Origin of the sequence: Aurantiacibacter sediminis (assembly GCF_016019885.1) — a bacterium.
Classification (GTDB): Bacteria; Pseudomonadota; Alphaproteobacteria; order Sphingomonadales; family Sphingomonadaceae; genus Alteraurantiacibacter; species Alteraurantiacibacter sediminis.
In genome coordinates this window covers 178,454-195,980 of the sequence record NZ_JAEANY010000004.1, presented here as the reverse complement: position 1 = coordinate 195,980, position 17,527 = coordinate 178,454, and the positions used below count along the sequence as shown (strand labels likewise).

The 17,527-nt window shown below is 61.5% G+C and carries 21 protein-coding genes; 15 read left to right on the top strand and 6 right to left on the bottom strand.

The genetic code is table 11. The features are described from left to right. Positions 1–23 precede the first annotated feature (23 nt). The 4 genes from I5L03_RS12410 to I5L03_RS12395 are packed head-to-tail and all read left to right on the top strand — an operon-like array spanning position 24 to position 3,568. Positions 24–1,133, top strand: a complete 1,110-nt coding sequence (locus tag I5L03_RS12410) for an ABC transporter permease (RefSeq protein ID WP_197922253.1) — start codon at positions 24–26, stop codon at positions 1,131–1,133. Continuing rightward, positions 1,130–2,002, top strand: coding sequence for an ABC transporter ATP-binding protein (locus I5L03_RS12405; protein WP_197922251.1), 873 nt, complete (start codon positions 1,130–1,132; stop codon positions 2,000–2,002). The genes I5L03_RS12410 and I5L03_RS12405 overlap by 4 nt, the downstream gene beginning before the upstream one ends. Before the next feature lie 10 nt (positions 2,003–2,012). Continuing rightward, on the top strand, positions 2,013–2,960 hold the full coding sequence (locus I5L03_RS12400; protein ID WP_197922249.1) for an MlaD family protein: 948 nt from the start codon (positions 2,013–2,015) through the stop codon (positions 2,958–2,960). A 14-nt stretch (positions 2,961–2,974) separates the two neighbouring features. Then, on the top strand, positions 2,975–3,568 hold the full coding sequence (locus I5L03_RS12395) for an ABC-type transport auxiliary lipoprotein family protein (protein WP_325100196.1): 594 nt from the start codon (positions 2,975–2,977) through the stop codon (positions 3,566–3,568). A 3-nt stretch (positions 3,569–3,571) separates the two neighbouring features. On the opposite strand, the gene I5L03_RS12390 is transcribed toward I5L03_RS12395, so the two are convergent. Genes I5L03_RS12390 through crcB form a run of 5 tightly spaced genes read right to left on the bottom strand, consistent with a single transcriptional unit; the run spans position 3,572 to position 6,695 of the window. Beyond that, a complete protein-coding gene (locus tag I5L03_RS12390) occupies positions 3,572–4,267 on the bottom strand; it encodes an ATP12 family chaperone protein (RefSeq protein WP_197922237.1) in 696 nt (231 codons plus the stop codon). Further along, positions 4,264–4,491: a hypothetical protein gene (locus I5L03_RS12385; RefSeq protein WP_197922236.1), complete on the bottom strand. Its 228-nt coding sequence runs from the start codon at positions 4,489–4,491 to the stop codon at positions 4,264–4,266. Before I5L03_RS12385 ends, I5L03_RS12390 begins: the two co-directional genes overlap by 4 nt. Continuing rightward, entirely contained in the window at positions 4,484–5,134 is a 651-nt protein-coding gene (locus I5L03_RS13485; RefSeq protein ID WP_197922603.1) for an HAD-IA family hydrolase, read from the bottom strand. The genes I5L03_RS12385 and I5L03_RS13485 overlap by 8 nt, the downstream gene beginning before the upstream one ends. 5 nt (positions 5,135–5,139) lie before the next feature. Then, on the bottom strand, positions 5,140–6,282 hold the full coding sequence (locus tag I5L03_RS13480) for an RluA family pseudouridine synthase (RefSeq protein ID WP_197922235.1): 1,143 nt from the start codon (positions 6,280–6,282) through the stop codon (positions 5,140–5,142). Further along, a complete protein-coding gene (crcB, locus tag I5L03_RS12370) occupies positions 6,282–6,695 on the bottom strand; it encodes a fluoride efflux transporter CrcB (protein WP_197922234.1) in 414 nt (137 codons plus the stop codon). Before crcB ends, I5L03_RS13480 begins: the two co-directional genes overlap by 1 nt. A gap of 221 nt (positions 6,696–6,916) precedes the next feature. On the opposite strand from crcB, the gene rpsU reads away from it, so the two are divergent. From rpsU to I5L03_RS12315, 11 genes are all read left to right on the top strand, one after another. Continuing rightward, the gene (gene rpsU, locus I5L03_RS12365) at positions 6,917–7,123 is read left to right on the top strand and encodes a 30S ribosomal protein S21 (RefSeq protein WP_176273015.1); all 207 of its coding nucleotides are present in this window, start codon (positions 6,917–6,919) and stop codon (positions 7,121–7,123) included. A gap of 120 nt (positions 7,124–7,243) precedes the next feature. Beyond that, positions 7,244–7,822 carry an FKBP-type peptidyl-prolyl cis-trans isomerase gene (locus I5L03_RS12360; RefSeq protein ID WP_197922233.1) on the top strand — a complete coding sequence of 193 codons (579 nt, stop codon included), beginning with the start codon at positions 7,244–7,246 and terminating at the stop codon, positions 7,820–7,822. A gap of 21 nt (positions 7,823–7,843) precedes the next feature. Next, on the top strand, positions 7,844–9,604 hold the full coding sequence (locus tag I5L03_RS12355) for a DUF4153 domain-containing protein (RefSeq protein WP_197922232.1): 1,761 nt from the start codon (positions 7,844–7,846) through the stop codon (positions 9,602–9,604). A 36-nt stretch (positions 9,605–9,640) separates the two neighbouring features. After that, on the top strand, positions 9,641–9,943 hold the full coding sequence (gatC, locus tag I5L03_RS12350; protein ID WP_197922231.1) for an Asp-tRNA(Asn)/Glu-tRNA(Gln) amidotransferase subunit GatC: 303 nt from the start codon (positions 9,641–9,643) through the stop codon (positions 9,941–9,943). After that, positions 9,943–11,424: an Asp-tRNA(Asn)/Glu-tRNA(Gln) amidotransferase subunit GatA gene (gatA, locus tag I5L03_RS12345; RefSeq protein ID WP_197922229.1), complete on the top strand. Its 1,482-nt coding sequence runs from the start codon at positions 9,943–9,945 to the stop codon at positions 11,422–11,424. Before gatC ends, gatA begins: the two co-directional genes overlap by 1 nt. Continuing rightward, positions 11,421–11,564 carry a hypothetical protein gene (locus I5L03_RS12340; protein WP_197922221.1) on the top strand — a complete coding sequence of 48 codons (144 nt, stop codon included), beginning with the start codon at positions 11,421–11,423 and terminating at the stop codon, positions 11,562–11,564. Before gatA ends, I5L03_RS12340 begins: the two co-directional genes overlap by 4 nt. Beyond that, positions 11,564–12,541, top strand: coding sequence for a class I SAM-dependent methyltransferase (locus I5L03_RS12335; RefSeq protein ID WP_197922219.1), 978 nt, complete (start codon positions 11,564–11,566; stop codon positions 12,539–12,541). Before I5L03_RS12340 ends, I5L03_RS12335 begins: the two co-directional genes overlap by 1 nt. A gap of 62 nt (positions 12,542–12,603) precedes the next feature. Continuing rightward, positions 12,604–14,103, top strand: a complete 1,500-nt coding sequence (gene gatB / locus I5L03_RS12330) for an Asp-tRNA(Asn)/Glu-tRNA(Gln) amidotransferase subunit GatB (protein ID WP_197922217.1) — start codon at positions 12,604–12,606, stop codon at positions 14,101–14,103. Positions 14,104–14,207: 104 nt separating this feature from the next. After that, the gene (locus tag I5L03_RS12325; protein ID WP_197922215.1) at positions 14,208–14,795 is read left to right on the top strand and encodes a hypothetical protein; all 588 of its coding nucleotides are present in this window, start codon (positions 14,208–14,210) and stop codon (positions 14,793–14,795) included. A gap of 34 nt (positions 14,796–14,829) precedes the next feature. After that, complete coding sequence (locus tag I5L03_RS12320; RefSeq protein WP_197922213.1) at positions 14,830–15,702, top strand: hypothetical protein; 873 nt, start codon at positions 14,830–14,832, stop codon at positions 15,700–15,702. A gap of 3 nt (positions 15,703–15,705) precedes the next feature. Beyond that, positions 15,706–16,167, top strand: a complete 462-nt coding sequence (locus I5L03_RS12315) for a tRNA (cytidine(34)-2'-O)-methyltransferase (RefSeq protein WP_197922211.1) — start codon at positions 15,706–15,708, stop codon at positions 16,165–16,167. On the opposite strand, the gene I5L03_RS12310 is transcribed toward I5L03_RS12315, so the two are convergent. Next, positions 16,137–17,483: an ABC1 kinase family protein gene (locus I5L03_RS12310; RefSeq protein ID WP_197922209.1), complete on the bottom strand. Its 1,347-nt coding sequence runs from the start codon at positions 17,481–17,483 to the stop codon at positions 16,137–16,139. The two genes, I5L03_RS12315 and I5L03_RS12310, sit on opposite strands and share 31 nt — an antisense overlap. Between the last annotated feature and the right edge of the window lie 44 nt (positions 17,484–17,527).

Sequence of the window (17,527 nt, the reverse complement as noted above, 5' to 3'; positions counted from 1 at the left end):
TTTACCCGCATAGCGTGCCGAATATGCGCGAATGGGCCGATTTCACTGTGGAAGAGCGGGGTGGCCGGGTGACCGTGGCAATCACCGGTCCGCTGACCGTATCCGGCATCGGGCGGCTCGATCCGGCGCTGCGCGATTTCGCCGATTCGGTGCAAACGATCGATATTTCCGCCGTGGAGCGGATCGACACGGTCGGTGCGTGGATCGTTCACCGCTTCGCCGAGGAGAAGAGCGCGGAGATCAACGGCGCGAGCGAAGCTGCGCTGGTGTTGATCGATGCGGTGGAAGAATGCGCGCATGATGCCGACATCGCGCCGGAACGTGACAGGTCGCTGAAGAATTTCACTGCCGATGTCGGCGAAAAGGTCGTCGATTTCGGCAAAGGCGTCACACACAACATCGGCTTCCTGGGATCGATCATCGCGGCAATTGGCGGTACAATTGCGCATCCGCGCCGCTTGCGGGTCCGCGCGCTGGTGCGGCAGATGGAGCTTGTCGGCGTAACCGCGCTGCCCATCGTCGGGCTGATGAGTTTCCTGATCGGCATCGTCATCGCGCAGCAGGGCGCAGTGCAATTGCAGCAGTTCGGGGCAGAGGCGTTCACCGTCAATCTGGTCGGCCGTATTACCCTTCGAGAGTTGGGTGTGCTGATGACGGCGATCATGGTGGCCGGCAGGTCAGGCTCTGCCTTTGCCGCGCAGATAGGCACCATGCAATTGACCGAGGAAGTCGACGCGATGCGCACCATCGGCGTTTCTCCGATCGAAGCGCTGGTTCTGCCACGTGTACTGGCGGCGGTGCTGATGATGCCGCTGCTTGGCTTCTACGCCTCGGTCGTGGCGATTATCGGGGGCGCCGTGATTGCCGATATGATGCTCGGCATACCGTTCTGGACTTTCCTCGCCCGGGTGCAGGAAGTCGTGCCGACTTACGATTTCTGGATCGGTATGATCAAGGCTCCCGTATTCGGCCTGATTATTGCGCTCGCGGGCTGCTATCAGGGCATGCAGGTGAAAGGGAACGCCGAAGAGGTCGGCCTGCGCACCACCATGGCCGTGGTGCAGGCGATTTTCATGGTGATTGTGCTAGATGCGTTTTTCGCCGTGTTCTTCACAGAGATTGGCTTCGGATGAGCGCGCAGGACCAATCAGATCACATCGCCGAGGCGGCGGAGAATATTCCCGATGTGGAGGATACGGATTATCCGATCCGCATTCGGGGCCTCACCAATGCCTTTGGCAATTTCGTGGTGCACGAACATCTCGATCTGGATGTGCGTAAGGGAGAAATCCTCGGCATCGTCGGTGGGTCGGGCACAGGCAAATCCGTCCTGATGCGCTCGATCATCGGCCTCCAGCGTCCGTCCGAAGGCGCAATCGACGTTTTTGGACGCGACATTGTGGAAGCCGAGCCGGATGAGGAAATCGGGGTCCGCTCGCGCTGGGGCGTGCTCTTCCAAGGCGGCGCGCTGTTTTCCACGCTGACCGTCGCCGAGAATGTGCAGGTGCCGCTCAAGCAATTCTACCCTGAGCTGGACCAGGAATTGCTCGACGAGATCGCGCGTTACAAAGTCGTGCTGACGGGCCTGCCGGAAAATGCCGCAGCCAAGTTTCCCAGCGAGCTATCAGGCGGGATGAAGAAACGCGCCGGCCTCGCCCGGGCGCTTGCGCTCGATCCAGAGTTGCTGTTCCTCGATGAGCCGACGGCGGGCCTTGATCCGGTGGGGGCAGCGAAGTTCGATGAGTTGCTGCGCGAGCTTACCGATACGCTGGGCCTTACCGTGTTCCTGATCACTCACGATCTCGACACGCTCTATGCGATTTGCGACCGGGTCGCGGTGCTGGCAGACAAAAAAGTCATCGCCATCGGGACAATCCCCGAATTGCTGCAAACCGACCATCCGTGGATCCAGGAATATTTCAACGGACCACGCAGCCGGGCCGCGGCAGAATCTCACGATCGCGGGAAAGCATTAGACAAGACAGCGGGCGAAGGTTCATAGGACGAAGCATATGGAAACCAGAGCAAACCATGTCTGGGTCGGCGCAGTCACGCTGGTGCTGCTCGCCGCCGCAGCTTTCTTCTTTATCTGGCTCGCGGGCCTCGATGACCGTAACAACAAGGAATACGACATTTTCTTCGAGCAATCGGTAGGCGGCGTCGCAGAAGGGTCCGTCGTCACCTATTCAGGTGTGCCAGTGGGCCAAGTTCTCGATATCAGCATCTGGGATCGCGATCCCGAATTCGTGAAAGTGCGCCTGCGTATCGACGATGGTACGCCCATCCATGTCGGCACCGAAGCGAGCGTTTCTGCAAGTTTCACCGGCGTCTCCAATATTTCGCTTGCCGGCGGTCGTAGCAATCTGCCGCTGATCAGCTGCGAAACCACCGATTGCCCCGAAGGCGTGCCGGTGATCCCGCCGGCACCGGGCGTAGTGGGGGAAATCCTCGCCAGCGCGCCGCTGCTGCTGGAACGGCTTGCGACCCTGACAGATCGGCTGACCCGCGTCCTTGACGATGACAATCAGGATTCCATTTCCGGCATTCTGCGCAATACCGATGCCATCAGCGGAGAGCTTGCGCGCACGTCGCCCGAAATCGAGCGCACGCTGCAGGAATTGCAGGGCACGCTGAACCAGTCCACAGCGACGCTGGCGGCATTCGAAGACACGCTGTCTTCCGTCGATGCGCTGGTCGAGAACGATGGCGCTCAGCTGACCGAGGATTTGCGCGCAACGTTGGGCTCCGCGCGCGAGGCAGCGGCAGCATTGGAAGCGACACTCGCCAATGTCGAGCCGCTGACCGAGCAGCTTTCGCAAGACACGCTGCCTGCCGCGACGGCTACGATGCGTGATCTGCGTGAGACCAGCGAAAACCTGCGCAGCCTCACTGAACGTATTGAAACCGAAGGCGCCGGTTCGATTTTGAGCGGGCCGTCGCTGCCCGATTACGAACCTTGAGCGGGAGAATGATTGTGACGAATTTTGCCAAACCCGTTCTCGCCACCCTGGCGGCGATCACTCTGCTGGGCGGCTGTGTAAGCATCGGCGGTGCCGATGCGCCTGACCAATTGCTGACCCTGACACCTGCCACCAACGCGCCTGCAGGCAGCGGAACCGAAGGTGAGGCGAGCAACGCGCTCGCGGTGCAGGTACCCAGCGTCAATCAGCGACTTAATGTCAATCGAATCCCTGTGATCACCAGCGACAGCTCGCTCGCCTATCTTGTCGATGCGTGGTGGGTGGAAAAGCCCGCGCGCCTGTTCCGCAATGTACTGGCCGAAACGATCCGCGCGCGCGGTAATCGCCTGGTGGCGAGCGGCCCGGAAATGGAATTTGTTGCGCAGACGCAGCTTTCCGGACAGCTGACCGCGATGGATTACGATGCGCAGACCGGCAGCGTCTTCATTCGCTATGACGCAGTGCTGGAAGCCCCCGGCGCGCAGGTGCGCACACGCCGTTTTGAAGAACGCATTTCGGGCATTCCCGCAGAAGCGACGGCGGTGGGTGCGGCGATGAACGATGCGGCAAACCAGATCGCTGCGGATGTCGCTGACTGGGTCGATTAGGCTCTAGCCGCGCACAGCTTTCGCAAATTGCGCGGCGCTGGCAAAGGCTTCCAGTCGCGCCTTGCGCGCCTGCTCCGCCTGCGCATCCCAGCCCCATAATTCGGCCTGCCAATCCTCTTCGGCGTTGGCGGCGGCAAACATGGCCTCGCTGTCTGCCTCATCATCGATAACCGCCAGCGGCACGACGATGGATGCGGCAAGCGAAGCGAGCGTCATCAGCGCGGCTAGCGTGAAGTCATCTTCCTGCTCCAGCCGCTCGCGCACGCTCTGCATGGTCTTTTCCGGCTGTTGCGCATGAATGATCCCGCTCACACGCTGCACAGAGACATCGTGGCGCTTTTCGAATGCGGTCACCAGCGGCTCCCACATCTGTTCCTGCCGCTGGTACAGAGGCTCATCAGGTTTTGCGCGATAGGTAAGCGTATCGGTGTCGGCATAGCTCAAAAGCTTGGCAATCGTGCCGTCCCGATCGGGCCGAACCATGTCGATGGCGAAATCGGCCATATCGCGGAAAATGAAGCTTTTGGGATCGACCTCGTCGCCCTGCGCGGCCCATTCCTTGGCCAGCATTTGCGCGCAGGCTTGGGTCGGCACCACCTGCTGCCCCCCGCGCTGCGTCTTGATCCCGCGACCGTCAAGCGTCACCTGCCAGCCTGCGTCGGACTGCTGAACCGAAACCTCTTTCCAGAATTTCTTCATTTTACTTTGTTGGTGCTCCAGCGGCGCGAAAGGATGATCGGGAACAGGAAGACATCGAACATGCCGATCCCGATCAGCAGATAGGCAGTCCAATCGGGCCAATCCAATGCACCATTGGCTATGGCAAGGCCGAGCGCGACCAGAATCGCGCCCGATATGCGCAGCATTTGAATGGCCATCCAGCGCTTCTTCGCCAGCGCTTCCTCACCTGCCTTGTCAGCCATTGATAAGCGCCTCCAGCTCTTCCATCGTGGTCGCTACGCCGATAGCGCCCGCGTCGCGCAGCTCGTCCGGCTCATGATAGCCCCAGTCGACCCCGATAGCGCGGCAGCCAGCGGCAGCGGCCATCTGGATATCGAAGACGGTATCGCCAATCATCACCGTATCGCCGCGGTCTGCGAGAACATCCGCCATCGCCGCTTCCAGCATAGCCGGGTGCGGTTTGGAGGGATGCCGGTCTGCCGTGTGCAGGGTGGAGAAAAGGTCAGTCAGGTCATTTGCCGAAAGCGTGCTGGCGAGGCCGCGATCCGACTTGCCGGTGGCAACGCCCAGCATCCAGCCATCGCCATGCAGGCGGCGCAGCAGGTTGGGAATGCCATCATACAGCGGCTCGCGCAGCGAACCGTCCTCGCGCGATTGGCGGAAGGCGGATTTATAGGCCTCGACTGCCGCGAGCAGCTGATCGTCGTCCGCTTCCGGTGCCAGCTGGCGGATGGCTTGCGGCAGGCTCAATCCGACGATCCGCCGCACGAAATGCCTGTCCGGCGTGCCGAGCCCGGCGGCCTCGAACGCGACATCCATCGCATTGCACACGCCCGCCTGTCCGTCGGAAAGCGTACCGTCACAGTCGAATACGGCAAGACGGATAGCGCTCACTTGCGCTTGCCCTGAGGCTTCGGCTTCGCTCCGCGTTTCTTGCCGCCCGGCTGGCCACGACCCTTGCGTTCGCCGCGGCGGTTCTTGCGGTATTGCTTGGCGTGCTGGCGCGCGGCCTGCTTCTTCTCTTCCTTGCTGCGCTCGGGCGGCGGCGTGGCGACAGGGCCCGCATCGCTCAGCGTTTCGTCGAAGCCGAGTTGCTCCATGCTCTGCGCGAAATGTTCGGGCAGGGGAGCGGTCACATCGAGCTGTTCGCCCTTCGGCCCGTCGATAATCAGGCGGCGAGCGTGGAGGTGCATTTTGCGGCTTACACTGCCGGTCAGGAAAGCATCCTGCCCGCCATATTTGCCGTCTCCTACGATCGGATGGCCGATCGCTGCCATATGGACGCGCAGTTGGTGGGTGCGCCCGGTGAAGGGCTGCAGCTCGACCCAGGCGGCGGCATTGCCAGCGCGTTCTACCACGCGGTAGACCGTTCTCGCTGGCTGGCCGCCTTCCATATCGACATGCATCTTCTCGCCGCCGGTGCCGGGCTGCTTGGCGAGCGGCGCCTCGATTGTGCCTTCGTGGATATCGGGCACGCCGACCACCAGCGCCCAGTAAATCTTCTTCGCGGTACGGCCGGAAAAACGCTTGGAATAGAAAGCCGCACTGCCAGATGTGCGCGCCACCAGCAGGACGCCGGATGTATCCTTGTCCAGCCGGTGGACGAGTTTGGGCCGCTGCTCGTCCTCGCTTGCAAAGGCATCGAGCAATCCGTCGACATGCTTGGTGGTCTTGGTGCCGCCCTGTGTGGCGAGGCCCGGAGGCTTGTTGAGGACCAGCGCCGACCGGGTGCGGGTGATCAGCATTTCCTCGGCTTCGGCGATCTCTGTCTCGGTCAGCTCTCGGCGCTGGCGCTTTGTGCGCGCGCCGTCCTCACCGCCCGGCGGAACCCGCAGGACCTGACCTTCGGAAAGGCGATCATCCACTTTCGCGCGGCTGCCATCGACGCGCAGCTGTCCGGTGCGCGCCCAGCGGCTGACGGTGCCGAAGCCGACTTGCGGCAAATGGCGCTTGAACCAGCGGTCCAGCCGCACGCCATCATCATCGGCATCGACGGTGAACTGGCGAACCTGATCTGCGTCTTGCTTGCCCATTATGACAACAGCCGCGTGACCATCAGGCCAAAGACAAAGCCGGTTACGCCGAGCCCGATGGAAAGCATCAGGTAAATCGCCGCCATGCCGATCTGCCCGCGCTCGATCAGCAATGACAGCTCGAGGCTGAATGCGCTGAATGTGGTGAACCCGCCGAGAATGCCGACGCCCAGCAAAAGGCGCAGGCTCTCTGCATTTTCGGGCGCGCTGCGATACAGCCAGCCGGCCAGAAGGCCCATCAGTAGGCTGCCGATCGTGTTGACGGCAAGCGTGGCAAAGGGAAAGACGCTGATGACAGGCGCGCCCAACCATGAGGTCATGAAACGGCCGAGCTGGTATCGCGCGAGCGAACCCAGGCCGCCGCCCAATGCCACATAGGCAGAGGCGAGAAGGGGGGAAGTCGTTTGGGACATGGCGAGCGTCTTAGCCGCTGGCCCTTCACTGCGGAACCCAAAACTTGCTGCAAATGCCGCGAGCGCCTTGCCTTTTGCCGATGATTCGCTTATCTGCCGCCCGAGAAAGCCGGTTCCGGAACGGATTCGGCGCGTTTTTCGTTGATAAATCATACGGTGCACCCCGCGCCTGATCCGCGGGCTCTCATCGGTTTTGAATTAGATAAGGTGGCAAGAGTTTTATGCAGATCATCGTCCGCGATAACAATGTCGAGCAGGCCCTCCGCGCGCTCAAGAAGAAGCTGCAGCGGGAAGGCGTCTATCGCGAGATGAAGCTGCGTCGTCACTACGAAAAGCCGAGCGAAAAGCGCGCCCGTGAAAAGGCCGCTGCCGTGCGCCGCGCCCGCAAGCTGGAGCGCAAGCGTATGGAGCGTGACGGCATCAAGTAAGCCGCTTTCCCCGACTATGGGGCAAGATCGCTTGAAAGCTCATCGCAGCTAAGCCAAAGGGGCGTGGAGAGAATCCGCGCCCTTTTGTTTGCGCGGTGGAAATTGGCAGGATCGTATCGAATGGCTGAAGTAACCCGTGTTCCTCTGCAACCCATCGCCAAGGGTTCGCTGCTGAAGCTGTGGCTCGGCGTGCTCGCCGCAGTCGTGCTCGCCGCAGCCATCGCCTGGGCAGCCATGCCCAAGGGCGTGACCGTGGATACGATTACGGCAGGCGAAGGCGAAAGCCCCACGCTCGAGGATATTGTCTTCGTGCGTTACACGGGCCGCCTGGAAGATGGCACCATTTTCGACCAGTCGACCGATGGCGAGTGGCCCGTGCCGGGCATTCTGCCCGAAGGTGCAGCTCTGCCACTGGCGCAGATGATCCCCGGCTTTCAGGAAGCCGTGCTGCAGATGCAGAAGGGCGGCACGTACGAGGTCTTCATCCCGTCCGATCTGGGGTATGGTGATGAACCGCAAGAAGGCTCTCCCATCCCGCCGGGATCGGACCTGTATTTCGACATGACGCTTGTCGATTTCATGCCTGAGGAAGAAGCGCAGCAGCGCTACATGACCATGATCCAGATGATGCAGCAGATGGAAGCTGAAGGCGCCGGCGCTGAGGGTGCCGAGGGCGGCGAAGCGGCAACTGCCGAGTAAACGCATCGGGTGGGGGATGACATGATGGCCGGTTCTGAAATGGAGCGGGCACTCCCCGTCGAAGAGAATTTTCTGGAAGACTGGCCGCAGCGACCGTGGGTACTGGCGGGGCTGGGCCTGCTTGCTGGCCTCGCGGTCAATCTGATCCTCGAGGCCGATGGCGAAAGCGCGTTCGGCTCAGCCGCCGCGGCATTCTGCTTCTTCGCGTTCATCGCTGCGACTTTCGTCCTGCGCCCCTCACGGTTCAAGGAATCGGCGATCTTTGTCGGCGGGCTTGGGCTTGTCATGGGCGGCATCGCCTTTTTTGCCGCCGACTGGTCCGACACACGGGCAGGCACGGAATTCGCCTTCGCTGCAGGCGTGTTCTTTTCGCTGCTCGCCATCCCCCTGTTTCAGGCCGATTGCCATCGAAAGCGCTGGCAAACCGATTACGCCGAAACGCATTTCCACGTCTGGACCGATGCCGTCAGCGCGGGCGGTGCATTCGCTTTTGTCGGCCTCAGCTGGCTGGTGTTGTGGTTGCTGCAAGCATTGTTCAGCATCGTTGGCATCGAATTTATCGAAGCGCTCATCGATACGGTGGGCTTCCCAGGCGCATTCATGGGCGCAGCATTCGGCGGCGCTATGGGCGTGCTGCGCAATCAGCTCGGCGTGCTCGGCACATTGCAGCGTGTGGTCATGCTGGTGTTTGCTTTGCTGGCCGTACCTTTCGCTTTCGCGCTGGTCATTTTTCTTTTCGTCCTGCTGACCTCGGGCGGGAGCGCGCTTTGGGAAGCGACCGACAGTGCAACGCCAGTGCTGCTCACCTGCGCGGTGTTCGCTTTCATCTTTGCAAATGCGATCATCCGCGATGATGATGAGGCGCGCAGCAGCAATGTCGTCATGCAGGCCGCCGCGCTTGTGCTGGCCTTCTGTATTCTGCCGCTAGCGATTTTCGCTGCGATCAGCACTGGCATCCGGATCGATCAATATGGGCTTTCGCCAGAGCGTATCTGGGCGCTGATCGCCGTCGTGATCACGACAGCTTATGGCATTGCATATTGGGCGGGGCTCATCCGTGGGCGCTTGGCCGCATGGGGCGATTACCTGCGCCGCGCGAACCTGTATCTGGCAGCGGTGACCTGCGTACTGGCGCTGATCCTGTCGCTTCCGATCCTCGACTTCGGAGCGATCTCGACGCGCGACCAGTTGGCGCGGCTGCAAAGCGGCGCGGTCAGTGCGGAGGAGTTCGATTTCACGGCCCTACGCTGGGATTTCGGCATGGCCGGGCGCGAGGCGCTGAACGAATTGGCCGAAGGCGAGGGCGACATTGCCGACCTCGCGCAGGCCGCTCTCCAGCAGGACAGCCGCCCGTATTACCGCACCGAAAGCGAGGGCGCGCTTCTTGCTGCGGACGATCTGCGGGTGATCTCGGATGATCCGCAATTTCGCGCCATCGCGCTTCGCAAGATACGCTCCGAACCATGGCGCTGCGACATGACCTGCGCTGCCGTCGATCTCGGCGAGGAATCGACCGGCATCCGTCGCTTTGCACTGATCGAGGGACGCAATTACGATATCCTTCGGGCATCGACCGAAAATTTGGGCGGCGACGATCCCGCTCTGGAGGCGGTCGCTGCAGAAACGGCGAGGCCCGAATTACCTCCCGAGGTGAGCGCGGATTCCGTTATCGAGGTGCGCCAGGTCACGCGCGATCACCTATTCGTGGATGGCGTGCCATTTCAGATGCCGCTCACACAGGCAGAGGAATTGCCCGGATCGGCGGAAGAGGGCACGCAATAGCTTGAACCGGCCCCTGCGCCTCGCTATCGCGAAGCCATGTCCGTTACCCGAGAAGAAGTGGCGAAAATCGCCCAATTGGCGCGCATCAAGATGGGCGAGGAAGACCTCGACCACCTCGTGCCCGAATTCAACAATATCCTCACCTGGGTGGAGCAGCTGGGCGAAGTCGATACGTCCGGTGTTGAGCCCATGACTGCCGTCATCCCGCAAGCCCTGCGCCTGCGTGACGATGTGATCGACGCCGATCCGAAGACCGGCGGTGGACGGCAGGATGATGTGCTGGCTAATGCTCCGGTGGCAGAACACGGCTTCTACGGCGTGCCGAAGGTGATCGAATAGTGACTGATTTTACCAATTTCGGCGTCCGCGAGATTCGCGATGGCGTGGCTGCGGGCGATTTCTCTGCGCGCGAAGTGGCGGAAAGCTTTAACACCGCCGTCGAGGCGGCGAGCGAGCTCAACGCCTTCATCGTCACCACGCCCGAAAAGGCTCTTGAAGCCGCCGATGCGGTGGACGCTGCACGAGCAAAGGGCGAGGTACTTGGCTCCATGGCGGGCGTGCCGATCGGCATGAAGGACCTGTTCGCGACCGACGGGGTGCAGACCACCGCCGCGAGCCACATACTCGAAGGGTTTATCCCGCGCTACGAAAGCACCGTTTCGGCCAAGCTGTGGGAAGCGGGCTGCGGCATGCTGGGCAAGCTCAATCTCGACCAGTTCGCGATGGGCTCCTCCAACGAGACATCCTATTTCGGCAATGTAGCTTCGCCGTGGCGCAAGGAAGGCACCAATGCCGCTATGAGCCCGGGCGGCTCCTCGGGCGGCTCTTCTGCAGCGGTCGCAGCGCGCATCGCTCCTGCTGCAACAGGCACCGATACTGGCGGCTCGATCCGCCAGCCTGCTGCCTTCACCGGCATTTGCGGGATCAAGCCGACCTATGGCCGATGCTCGCGGTGGGGCGTTGTCGCCTTCGCCAGCTCGCTCGATCAGGCGGGCCCGATGGCGCGTTCTGTTGAGGATTGCGCCATCATGCTCGGCGCAATGGCCGGGTTCGATCCCAAGGATTCGACCAGCCTAGATGCGCCAGTGCCGGACTGGTTCGGCGGCCTGGACGCCGACATGCGCGGCAAGAGAGTCGGCATTCCCAAGGAATACCGGATGGAGGGCACCGATCAGGCGATCCTTGACAGCTGGGACAAGGGTGCCGAGTGGCTGCGCGATGCAGGCGCGGAGATCGTCGAGGTCTCGCTGCCACACACCAAATATGCGCTGCCTGCCTATTACATTGTCGCGCCTGCCGAAGCGTCGAGCAATCTCGCGCGCTATGACGGCGTGCGCTACGGCCTGCGCGACTTGCCCGAGGGCGCTGGCCTGCAGGACATGTACGCCGCCACGCGCGCCGCAGGTTTCGGGGACGAAGTAAAGCGCCGCGTAATGCTCGGCACCTATGTCCTCAGCGCAGGCTTCTATGATGCCTATTACACGCAGGCGATGAAAGTGCGCACGCTGGTGCAGCGCGATTTCGACGCGGCTTTCGAGCAATGCGACGTAATTCTCGCGCCAACCACGCCGACGCCGAGCTTCCCCCTCAATTCGCTCAATGACGATCCGCTGACGATGTACCTGAACGACGTGTTTGCGGTGCCTGCCTCGCTGGCCGGTCTTCCTGCAATGAGCGTTCCAGCTACGGTGACCGAAGACGGCCTGCCGTTGGGCTTGCAGATCGTCGGCCGTGCGATGGACGAACAGGGCGTGCTGAATGCCGGCCTCGCGATCGAACAGCGCGCCGGGTTTACAGCGAAGCCGGAGAAGTGGTGGTGAGCATTCCGGTGATGGAGAGTATCGCTTACATTGCGATGATCCTCGTCGCCTTTGTGATACCTGCCTTCCTCGCTAAGCGTATCGAACATGGAGAGGCGCGCTTCGACACGACCAAGCGCAAGGATGCCGATGAGGATTGATGTCCCTCTCACCGCCTGACGCCTGCCGCATTTGCGGCGCGGCGGAATTCGATGCGCCGGTGCTGGCGCGTGAGATGATGTTCGGGACGCGGGAAGAGTTTGTCTATGCCCGCTGCCAATCCTGTTCGACATTGCAGATTGGGCAAGTTCCTGATGATCTTGGCCGTTTCTATGCGGGCAGCGCATATTACTCGTTCAATGATCGCCGAACCGATCCGGCATGGAAGCGTTGGCTGAAACGTATGGCAACGGCCGGGATGATAGGTCGACCGGAAGCTTATCCAACGGGTAGCGGGCCGGTGGATCGTATTCGCCGCGGCGCAGAGCCTTGGACTGCGCTGATCGGAGGTCTTCGCAAGGACAGCGCCCTACTCGATGTCGGCTGCGGGGAGGGGACGCGGCTGCAGGCGCTTGCGGAGCTTGGCTTTGGCAACCTCACCGGGATCGATCCTTTCCTGCCTGACAACAAGGCAGGCATCGCGCCATCGGGTGTAAAGCTGATTCGTGGGGATCTGCTGACGCATGAAGGGCGCTATGATTGCATCACCATGCACCACTCGCTCGAGCATTTTGCCGACCCGGCAGCAATGCTTCATGCGGCGCGGGGCCTGCTGGTGCCCGGTGGGAAAGTGTTTGTCCGCCTGCCGCTTTTCCAGCCTGCAATCTGGGAGCGGTTTGGCGTGGATTGGGCGCAGCTTGATGCGCCGCGACACCTTTATCTTTTTTCCCCGCAAGGTTTCGCAGATTTTGCCGCAAGCAATGGGTTTGAGTGCGTGGCGAGCGGGTTCGATACGCTGGGCTGGTCACTCGCCTGGAGCGAAGCCTATGCGCAAGGCATCTCGATGCATGACAGGGACGGGCAGCGTAACGCCTTGCCCTTTTCGCCAAGGCAACTCGCCGAATTCGAGGCGGAGGCGCGTGCGTTGAATGCCGATCGCGAGGGCGATCAGGGCTATTTCGTGCTGCAACCCGCCTGATAAGTCATACAAGCGACAAACAGGCCTTTTCAGCACGCGCCGAGGCGATTATCGCATCTGACATGAGCAAATACACAATCCAGGGCGCGACGGGCGAGTGGGAGGTCGTGATCGGCCTCGAGGTCCATGCGCAGGTCACCTCCAACGCCAAGCTGTTTTCGGGCGCGTCGACACAGTTCGGGGCTGAGCCGAATTCGCAGGTCTCCCTCGTCGACGCTGCAATGCCGGGGATGCTGCCTGTGCCCAATCGCGAATGCGTGCGGCAGGCGGTGCGCACCGGCATGGCGATCGAGGCGGAGATCCACAAATGGAGCCGCTTCGATCGCAAGAATTATTTCTACGCCGATCTGCCGCAGGGCTACCAGATCAGCCAGCTTTACCACCCCATCGTGGGCGAAGGCGCGCTGACGATCCTGGCGGATGAGAAGGCGGGCATTCCCGAAGACAAGGTCATCGGGATCGAGCGCATCCACATCGAGCAGGATGCGGGCAAGCTGATGCACGACCAGCACCCGACCATGTCCTATGTCGACCTGAACCGCACCGGCGTCGCACTGATGGAAATTGTCAGCCGCCCTGACATGACTTCGCCCGCGGAGGCCGGCGCCTATGTCCGCAAGCTGCGCAGCATCCTGCGCTATGTCGGATCGTGCGATGGGAACATGGAAGAGGGCTCGATGCGCGCGGACGTTAATGTCTCGGTGCGCAAGGTCGGCTCGACCGAACTCGGCACGCGGACCGAGACGAAGAACGTCAACTCGGTGCGCTTCGTGATGCAGGTGATCGAGTTCGAGGCGAACCGCCAGGTCGATGTGCTCGAAAGCGGCGGCACGGTCGATCAGGAAACGCGCCTGTTCGATCCGGGCACCGGCACAACGCGGACGATGCGGTCCAAAGAGGATGCGCATGATTATCGCTACTTCCCCGATCCCGACCTGCTGCCGCTGGAACTGGACGATGCCTTCCTGGAGGAATGCCGCGCCAGCCTTCCCGAACTGCCCGATGCCAAGCGCCAGCGCTATGAAAACGAGCTGGGACTGACCCCTTACAATGCGCGCGAGCTGACCGCCGAAGTCGAGACCTTCGCACGCTTCGAAACGTTGCTGACTGAGACCGCCAAGGCGCTGGGCAAGCCAGAGGCCGACGTCGCCACGCCGGTTGCAAACTGGGCGCTCTCGGTTGCGCCGGGCGTGATGAAATCACTCGGCGATGAAGGCGATGCGAGCAACGCCACGGCCGCGCGGCAGGCCGCTATCTTAAAGATGCAGGATGCAGGCGAGATTTCGGGCGGCCAAGCGAAGGAAATTTTCGAGATTGTGCTGAAAGATGGCCGCGAACCCGACGAAATCGCCGATACCGAAGGCCTGAAGCAGGTCAGCGATACGGGCGCGATCGAAGCTGCGATCGACGAAATCCTCGCCAATAATCAGGACAAGGTCGAGCAGTATATGGGCGGCAAGGACAAGCTCTTCGGTTTCTTTGTCGGTCAGACGATGAAGGCGATGCAGGGCAAAGCGAACCCCGCAGTCGTCAACCAGATCCTGAAAGACAAGCTCGGCTAGTATCCGCCCCCTTTACGCTGCGTGCAGAAACCGCCACTTTCGCGCGCAGAGAAAAACCGGACGGATTCGCATGCGTGCCGCCGGGATGGTGAAGGGGACTGGCTATGGGTTTGACTGTGTTGTTTATCGTGTTCGTGATCGTCTTGGTGGCGGTCACCGCGTGGCTTTTGCTTGGCTCGTCCTCGAAAGCGCAGCACGACATTGACGGCTTCCGCGAGCGGGAAACCAACGCGCTCGGCGTGTCGGAAGGCCCGCGCGGCGGCCGCACTTCGACAAGCGCAACGAAACCCACTCCAGCACCGGTTGCCACGACAAAGCCGGTACGAGATCCTGCGCCGACATCTGCCGACCCCATTCCGACAGAAAAGCCGGTGGTCGCATCCGCCGTTGCGCCGGTTTCGGACACCACAGCGTCTGCAGCGCCCAATATTGCCCCCGCTGAAGGCGAAAGCGATGACTTGACCAAGATCAATGGCATCGGGCCCAAACTGGCTGGACTGTTGAACGATCTGGGCGTGCGGCGATTCGACCAGATTTCCGACTGGAACGCGCGGGAAGTCGCCGAAGTCGACGCGCATCTCGGCAATTTTCGCGGCCGGATCGATCGTGACAAATGGATCGAGCAGGCCAGCCTCCTTGCGGCTGGCAACCATGCCGAGTGGAAACAGCGCTTCGGTACGAAGCGTAAGTAACCGCACGCTTCATTTGCAGGAAAATTGAAAGCCCATGCTGCTCGCTCTGAAGAATGCTTTTTCACGCCTGGGCGCATCGCAGACATTGCGGCTGCTCGTACTGGAGTTCGTCGTCATTCTGGGCGGCGTGCTGGCGGCGCAGCTGCTTCAGGATCGCTTTGCCCGCAATGCGGAGCGTGAAGCGGCTGAAGCTCAGTTCGAAAGCATCGCCGCCGCCCTGCATAATTCGGCAGAGCTGGCGATCATCCGCCCGCGGATGAACCTGTGCATGCGTGACGCCATTGAGCGGGTGCGCGATGTTCTCGCTGTTCCCGGTGCGGATCGCAGTGAGCTTGGCTGGCTGGAAACGCCCGAACAGATGGTGCTGGACGAAACCGGCATCGATGCCGCGCGACCGCTGCTTGCACGCCATCTGGAAGGCGACTGGATGATGCGGCTGAGCAGCGCGGAATATATGAACGCCTATATGCGGCAAGGTCAGGATGATGAGCTGGAGGCGTGGTCCACGCTCAAACTTCTGCGACCGGAAAATGGCCCCATCGACGAGGCAACGCGCGGCGTATTGTTGCGCGCTTTGGGAGAGGCAGAGAGGGCCAATCGCTTGCTGGTAGAAGTCAGCGGTGTGATGGCATCGCGCGCAAGTGAACTCGATACGCCAACACATGACACCACGATCAATGGGATGGCTTATTCGCCAAAGCTCTGCATGGCGATGGTTGGCTATGAGGATGAAGCGCATGGCGAGGCTGCGCAGCGCGGCGAACTGCCCGATGGCAGGCCAATCCATCCGCGTGTGCTGCAGCAGCTTGCCGAGGACGCCGAGTGGATGGCATCGGCGCGGGCCCGCTGGGAAGCCGAACAGGCCGCGCAAGCATCTCAGGCAGAACAGGCGCAAACTGCTGATTAAATCATGACCTCTATCGTCCTCGTCCATCCGGAGATTCCGGGGAATACCGGCGCGGTGGGGCGAACCTGCGTTGCGCTCGATATGGAGCTCGTGCTGGTGCATCCGCTCGGCTTCGTGCTTTCCGATGCGCGGGTGAAGCGTTCGGGCCTCGATTATTGGCAGCATGTTCGGTTGGCGGAATTTTCCAGCTGGAAAGCGTTTCTGGCTGAGCGAGCCCCGCGCGATAATCAGCTGTTCCTGTTCGAGGATGATGGCGAGCGCAGCTTTTACGAGCCCGACTATCCCAACGATGCCTATCTGGTGTTCGGCTGCGAGACCAAGGGTCTGCCTGCCGCCATCCGCGAGGCGCACAAGGCGCGCGAGTTCTTCCTGCCGATGCGGTCCAACCACATTCGCTCGCTCAACCTCGCCAATACTGTGAGCGCGGTCGCCTATCAGGCGCTGAGAGGTTCGCTCTCGACATAGGGGCGCACCAGTACGCGCACGTCCACTTTTGCTTTCAGCCGAGCGCCGAGCAGGGCTGTACCGCTGATCTTACGCTGGACGAAAAGCGTTTCGACCGGCGGAATGTGCCAAGCGCGCTTGTCGGCGGCGATTTCGAAACCCTCGTCCCGGATGACCGATACGAAAGCCCGGTCGCCGAAGTCGAAGGGGCCATCGCGGTTGAGCTCGGTGATGATGATATCGATGATTGTATCGAGCCGCTCGCCTTGCGATGAGATAACCCCTTCGCTGACGAATCCCGCTTCCAGCGCAGCCTTGCGTACGGCATCACGATCCTGATCGAGCCCCGCCGCGAGCAGCTTGCGATAGCTTGCCGCCACATCCGGATCGACAGCGCGCGTGGCACCGAAATCGAGCAACACTAGCTTGCCGGTATCGGGTTGGTAGCGATAATTGGCAAAGTTCGGATCGGTCTGCATCACACCGAATTCAAACAATTCACGCAGCACCAAGGCGATGATATCGGCGGTTGCTTCGTCGCGTTCTTCCTGTGGAGCGCTTTCCATCTCCTCGATGGGGCGGCCGGGAATGAAGTCCATCGCAAGCACCCGCTCGGTCGAGAATTCTTCGGCAATCGCTGGAACGAGGAAACGGTCGCTGCCTTCCATCCGCTGGCGGTACAGCATCATCTGCTCGCCTTCGCGAATATAGTCGGCTTCCTCGTGCAGCTGGCGCTTTGCCTCGGCGAGCAATGGCTTGATGTCGAGTTCGGGCGGCAAAAGGCCGGAAAGCTTCAGCAGCGATGCGACATTGTCGACATCGGCATCGATGCTTTCCTTAACGCCCGGATATTGCACCTTGATAGCAATCTCGCGGCCATCCTTGGTCACCGCGCGGTGGACCTGCCCGATGCTGGCGGCGGCAATCGGGCGCGGATTGAATTTTGCGAACCGGCCGAGCCAGCCTTTGCCCCATTCCTTGTCCAGGACATCGCGCAGCTGGTTTGGCGGCATGCGGTCCGCCTGTTCGCGCACGCGGGCGAGAATCTGTGCGAGTTCAGGCGGCAGCATGTCGCCTGCATCCATGCTGATCATCTGCCCCATTTTCATCGCGGCACCGCGAAGGTGGGACAGGCGATCGGCCAGCCGCATGGCATTGGCGGGCGTCATCACCGCATCGCGAAGCCGTGGCCGCTCACCCCGAGCAAGTCGCTTCGCACCTTCAGCCAGCACGCCGCCTGCAACGCCTGTCGCCAGCCGCCCGAATGCGCCCATGCGGGCAGCACGGCTGCTCGGCACCTTTCGGCTGCGGTGATTGTCAGTCTTGTCGTCCGGCATGCGATCTCTCAATTGCGCTCGCTGGATAAGCGAAGGGGGCGCCC

What these genes read in the sequence shown, in the direction of transcription:
- I5L03_RS12315 (WP_197922211.1), top strand. Translation starts at nt 15,706, where the DNA reads ATGACCTCTATCGTCCTCGTCCATCCGGAGATTCCGGGGAATACCGGC.
- I5L03_RS12405 (WP_197922251.1), top strand. Translation starts at nt 1,130, where the DNA reads ATGAGCGCGCAGGACCAATCAGATCACATCGCCGAGGCGGCGGAGAAT.
- crcB (WP_197922234.1), bottom strand. Translation starts at nt 6,695, where the DNA reads ATGTCCCAAACGACTTCCCCCCTTCTCGCCTCTGCCTATGTGGCATTG.
- I5L03_RS13480 (WP_197922235.1), bottom strand. Translation starts at nt 6,282, where the DNA reads ATGGGCAAGCAAGACGCAGATCAGGTTCGCCAGTTCACCGTCGATGCC.
- I5L03_RS12410 (WP_197922253.1), top strand. Translation starts at nt 24, where the DNA reads ATGCGCGAATGGGCCGATTTCACTGTGGAAGAGCGGGGTGGCCGGGTG.
- gatB (WP_197922217.1), top strand. Translation starts at nt 12,604, where the DNA reads ATGAGCAAATACACAATCCAGGGCGCGACGGGCGAGTGGGAGGTCGTG.
- I5L03_RS12320 (WP_197922213.1), top strand. Translation starts at nt 14,830, where the DNA reads ATGCTGCTCGCTCTGAAGAATGCTTTTTCACGCCTGGGCGCATCGCAG.
- I5L03_RS12400 (WP_197922249.1), top strand. Translation starts at nt 2,013, where the DNA reads ATGGAAACCAGAGCAAACCATGTCTGGGTCGGCGCAGTCACGCTGGTG.
- rpsU (WP_176273015.1), top strand. Translation starts at nt 6,917, where the DNA reads ATGCAGATCATCGTCCGCGATAACAATGTCGAGCAGGCCCTCCGCGCG.
- I5L03_RS12360 (WP_197922233.1), top strand. Translation starts at nt 7,244, where the DNA reads ATGGCTGAAGTAACCCGTGTTCCTCTGCAACCCATCGCCAAGGGTTCG.
- I5L03_RS12325 (WP_197922215.1), top strand. Translation starts at nt 14,208, where the DNA reads ATGGGTTTGACTGTGTTGTTTATCGTGTTCGTGATCGTCTTGGTGGCG.
- I5L03_RS12355 (WP_197922232.1), top strand. Translation starts at nt 7,844, where the DNA reads ATGATGGCCGGTTCTGAAATGGAGCGGGCACTCCCCGTCGAAGAGAAT.
- I5L03_RS12310 (WP_197922209.1), bottom strand. Translation starts at nt 17,483, where the DNA reads ATGCCGGACGACAAGACTGACAATCACCGCAGCCGAAAGGTGCCGAGC.
- gatC (WP_197922231.1), top strand. Translation starts at nt 9,641, where the DNA reads ATGTCCGTTACCCGAGAAGAAGTGGCGAAAATCGCCCAATTGGCGCGC.
- I5L03_RS12385 (WP_197922236.1), bottom strand. Translation starts at nt 4,491, where the DNA reads ATGGCTGACAAGGCAGGTGAGGAAGCGCTGGCGAAGAAGCGCTGGATG.
- I5L03_RS12390 (WP_197922237.1), bottom strand. Translation starts at nt 4,267, where the DNA reads ATGAAGAAATTCTGGAAAGAGGTTTCGGTTCAGCAGTCCGACGCAGGC.
- I5L03_RS12335 (WP_197922219.1), top strand. Translation starts at nt 11,564, where the DNA reads ATGTCCCTCTCACCGCCTGACGCCTGCCGCATTTGCGGCGCGGCGGAA.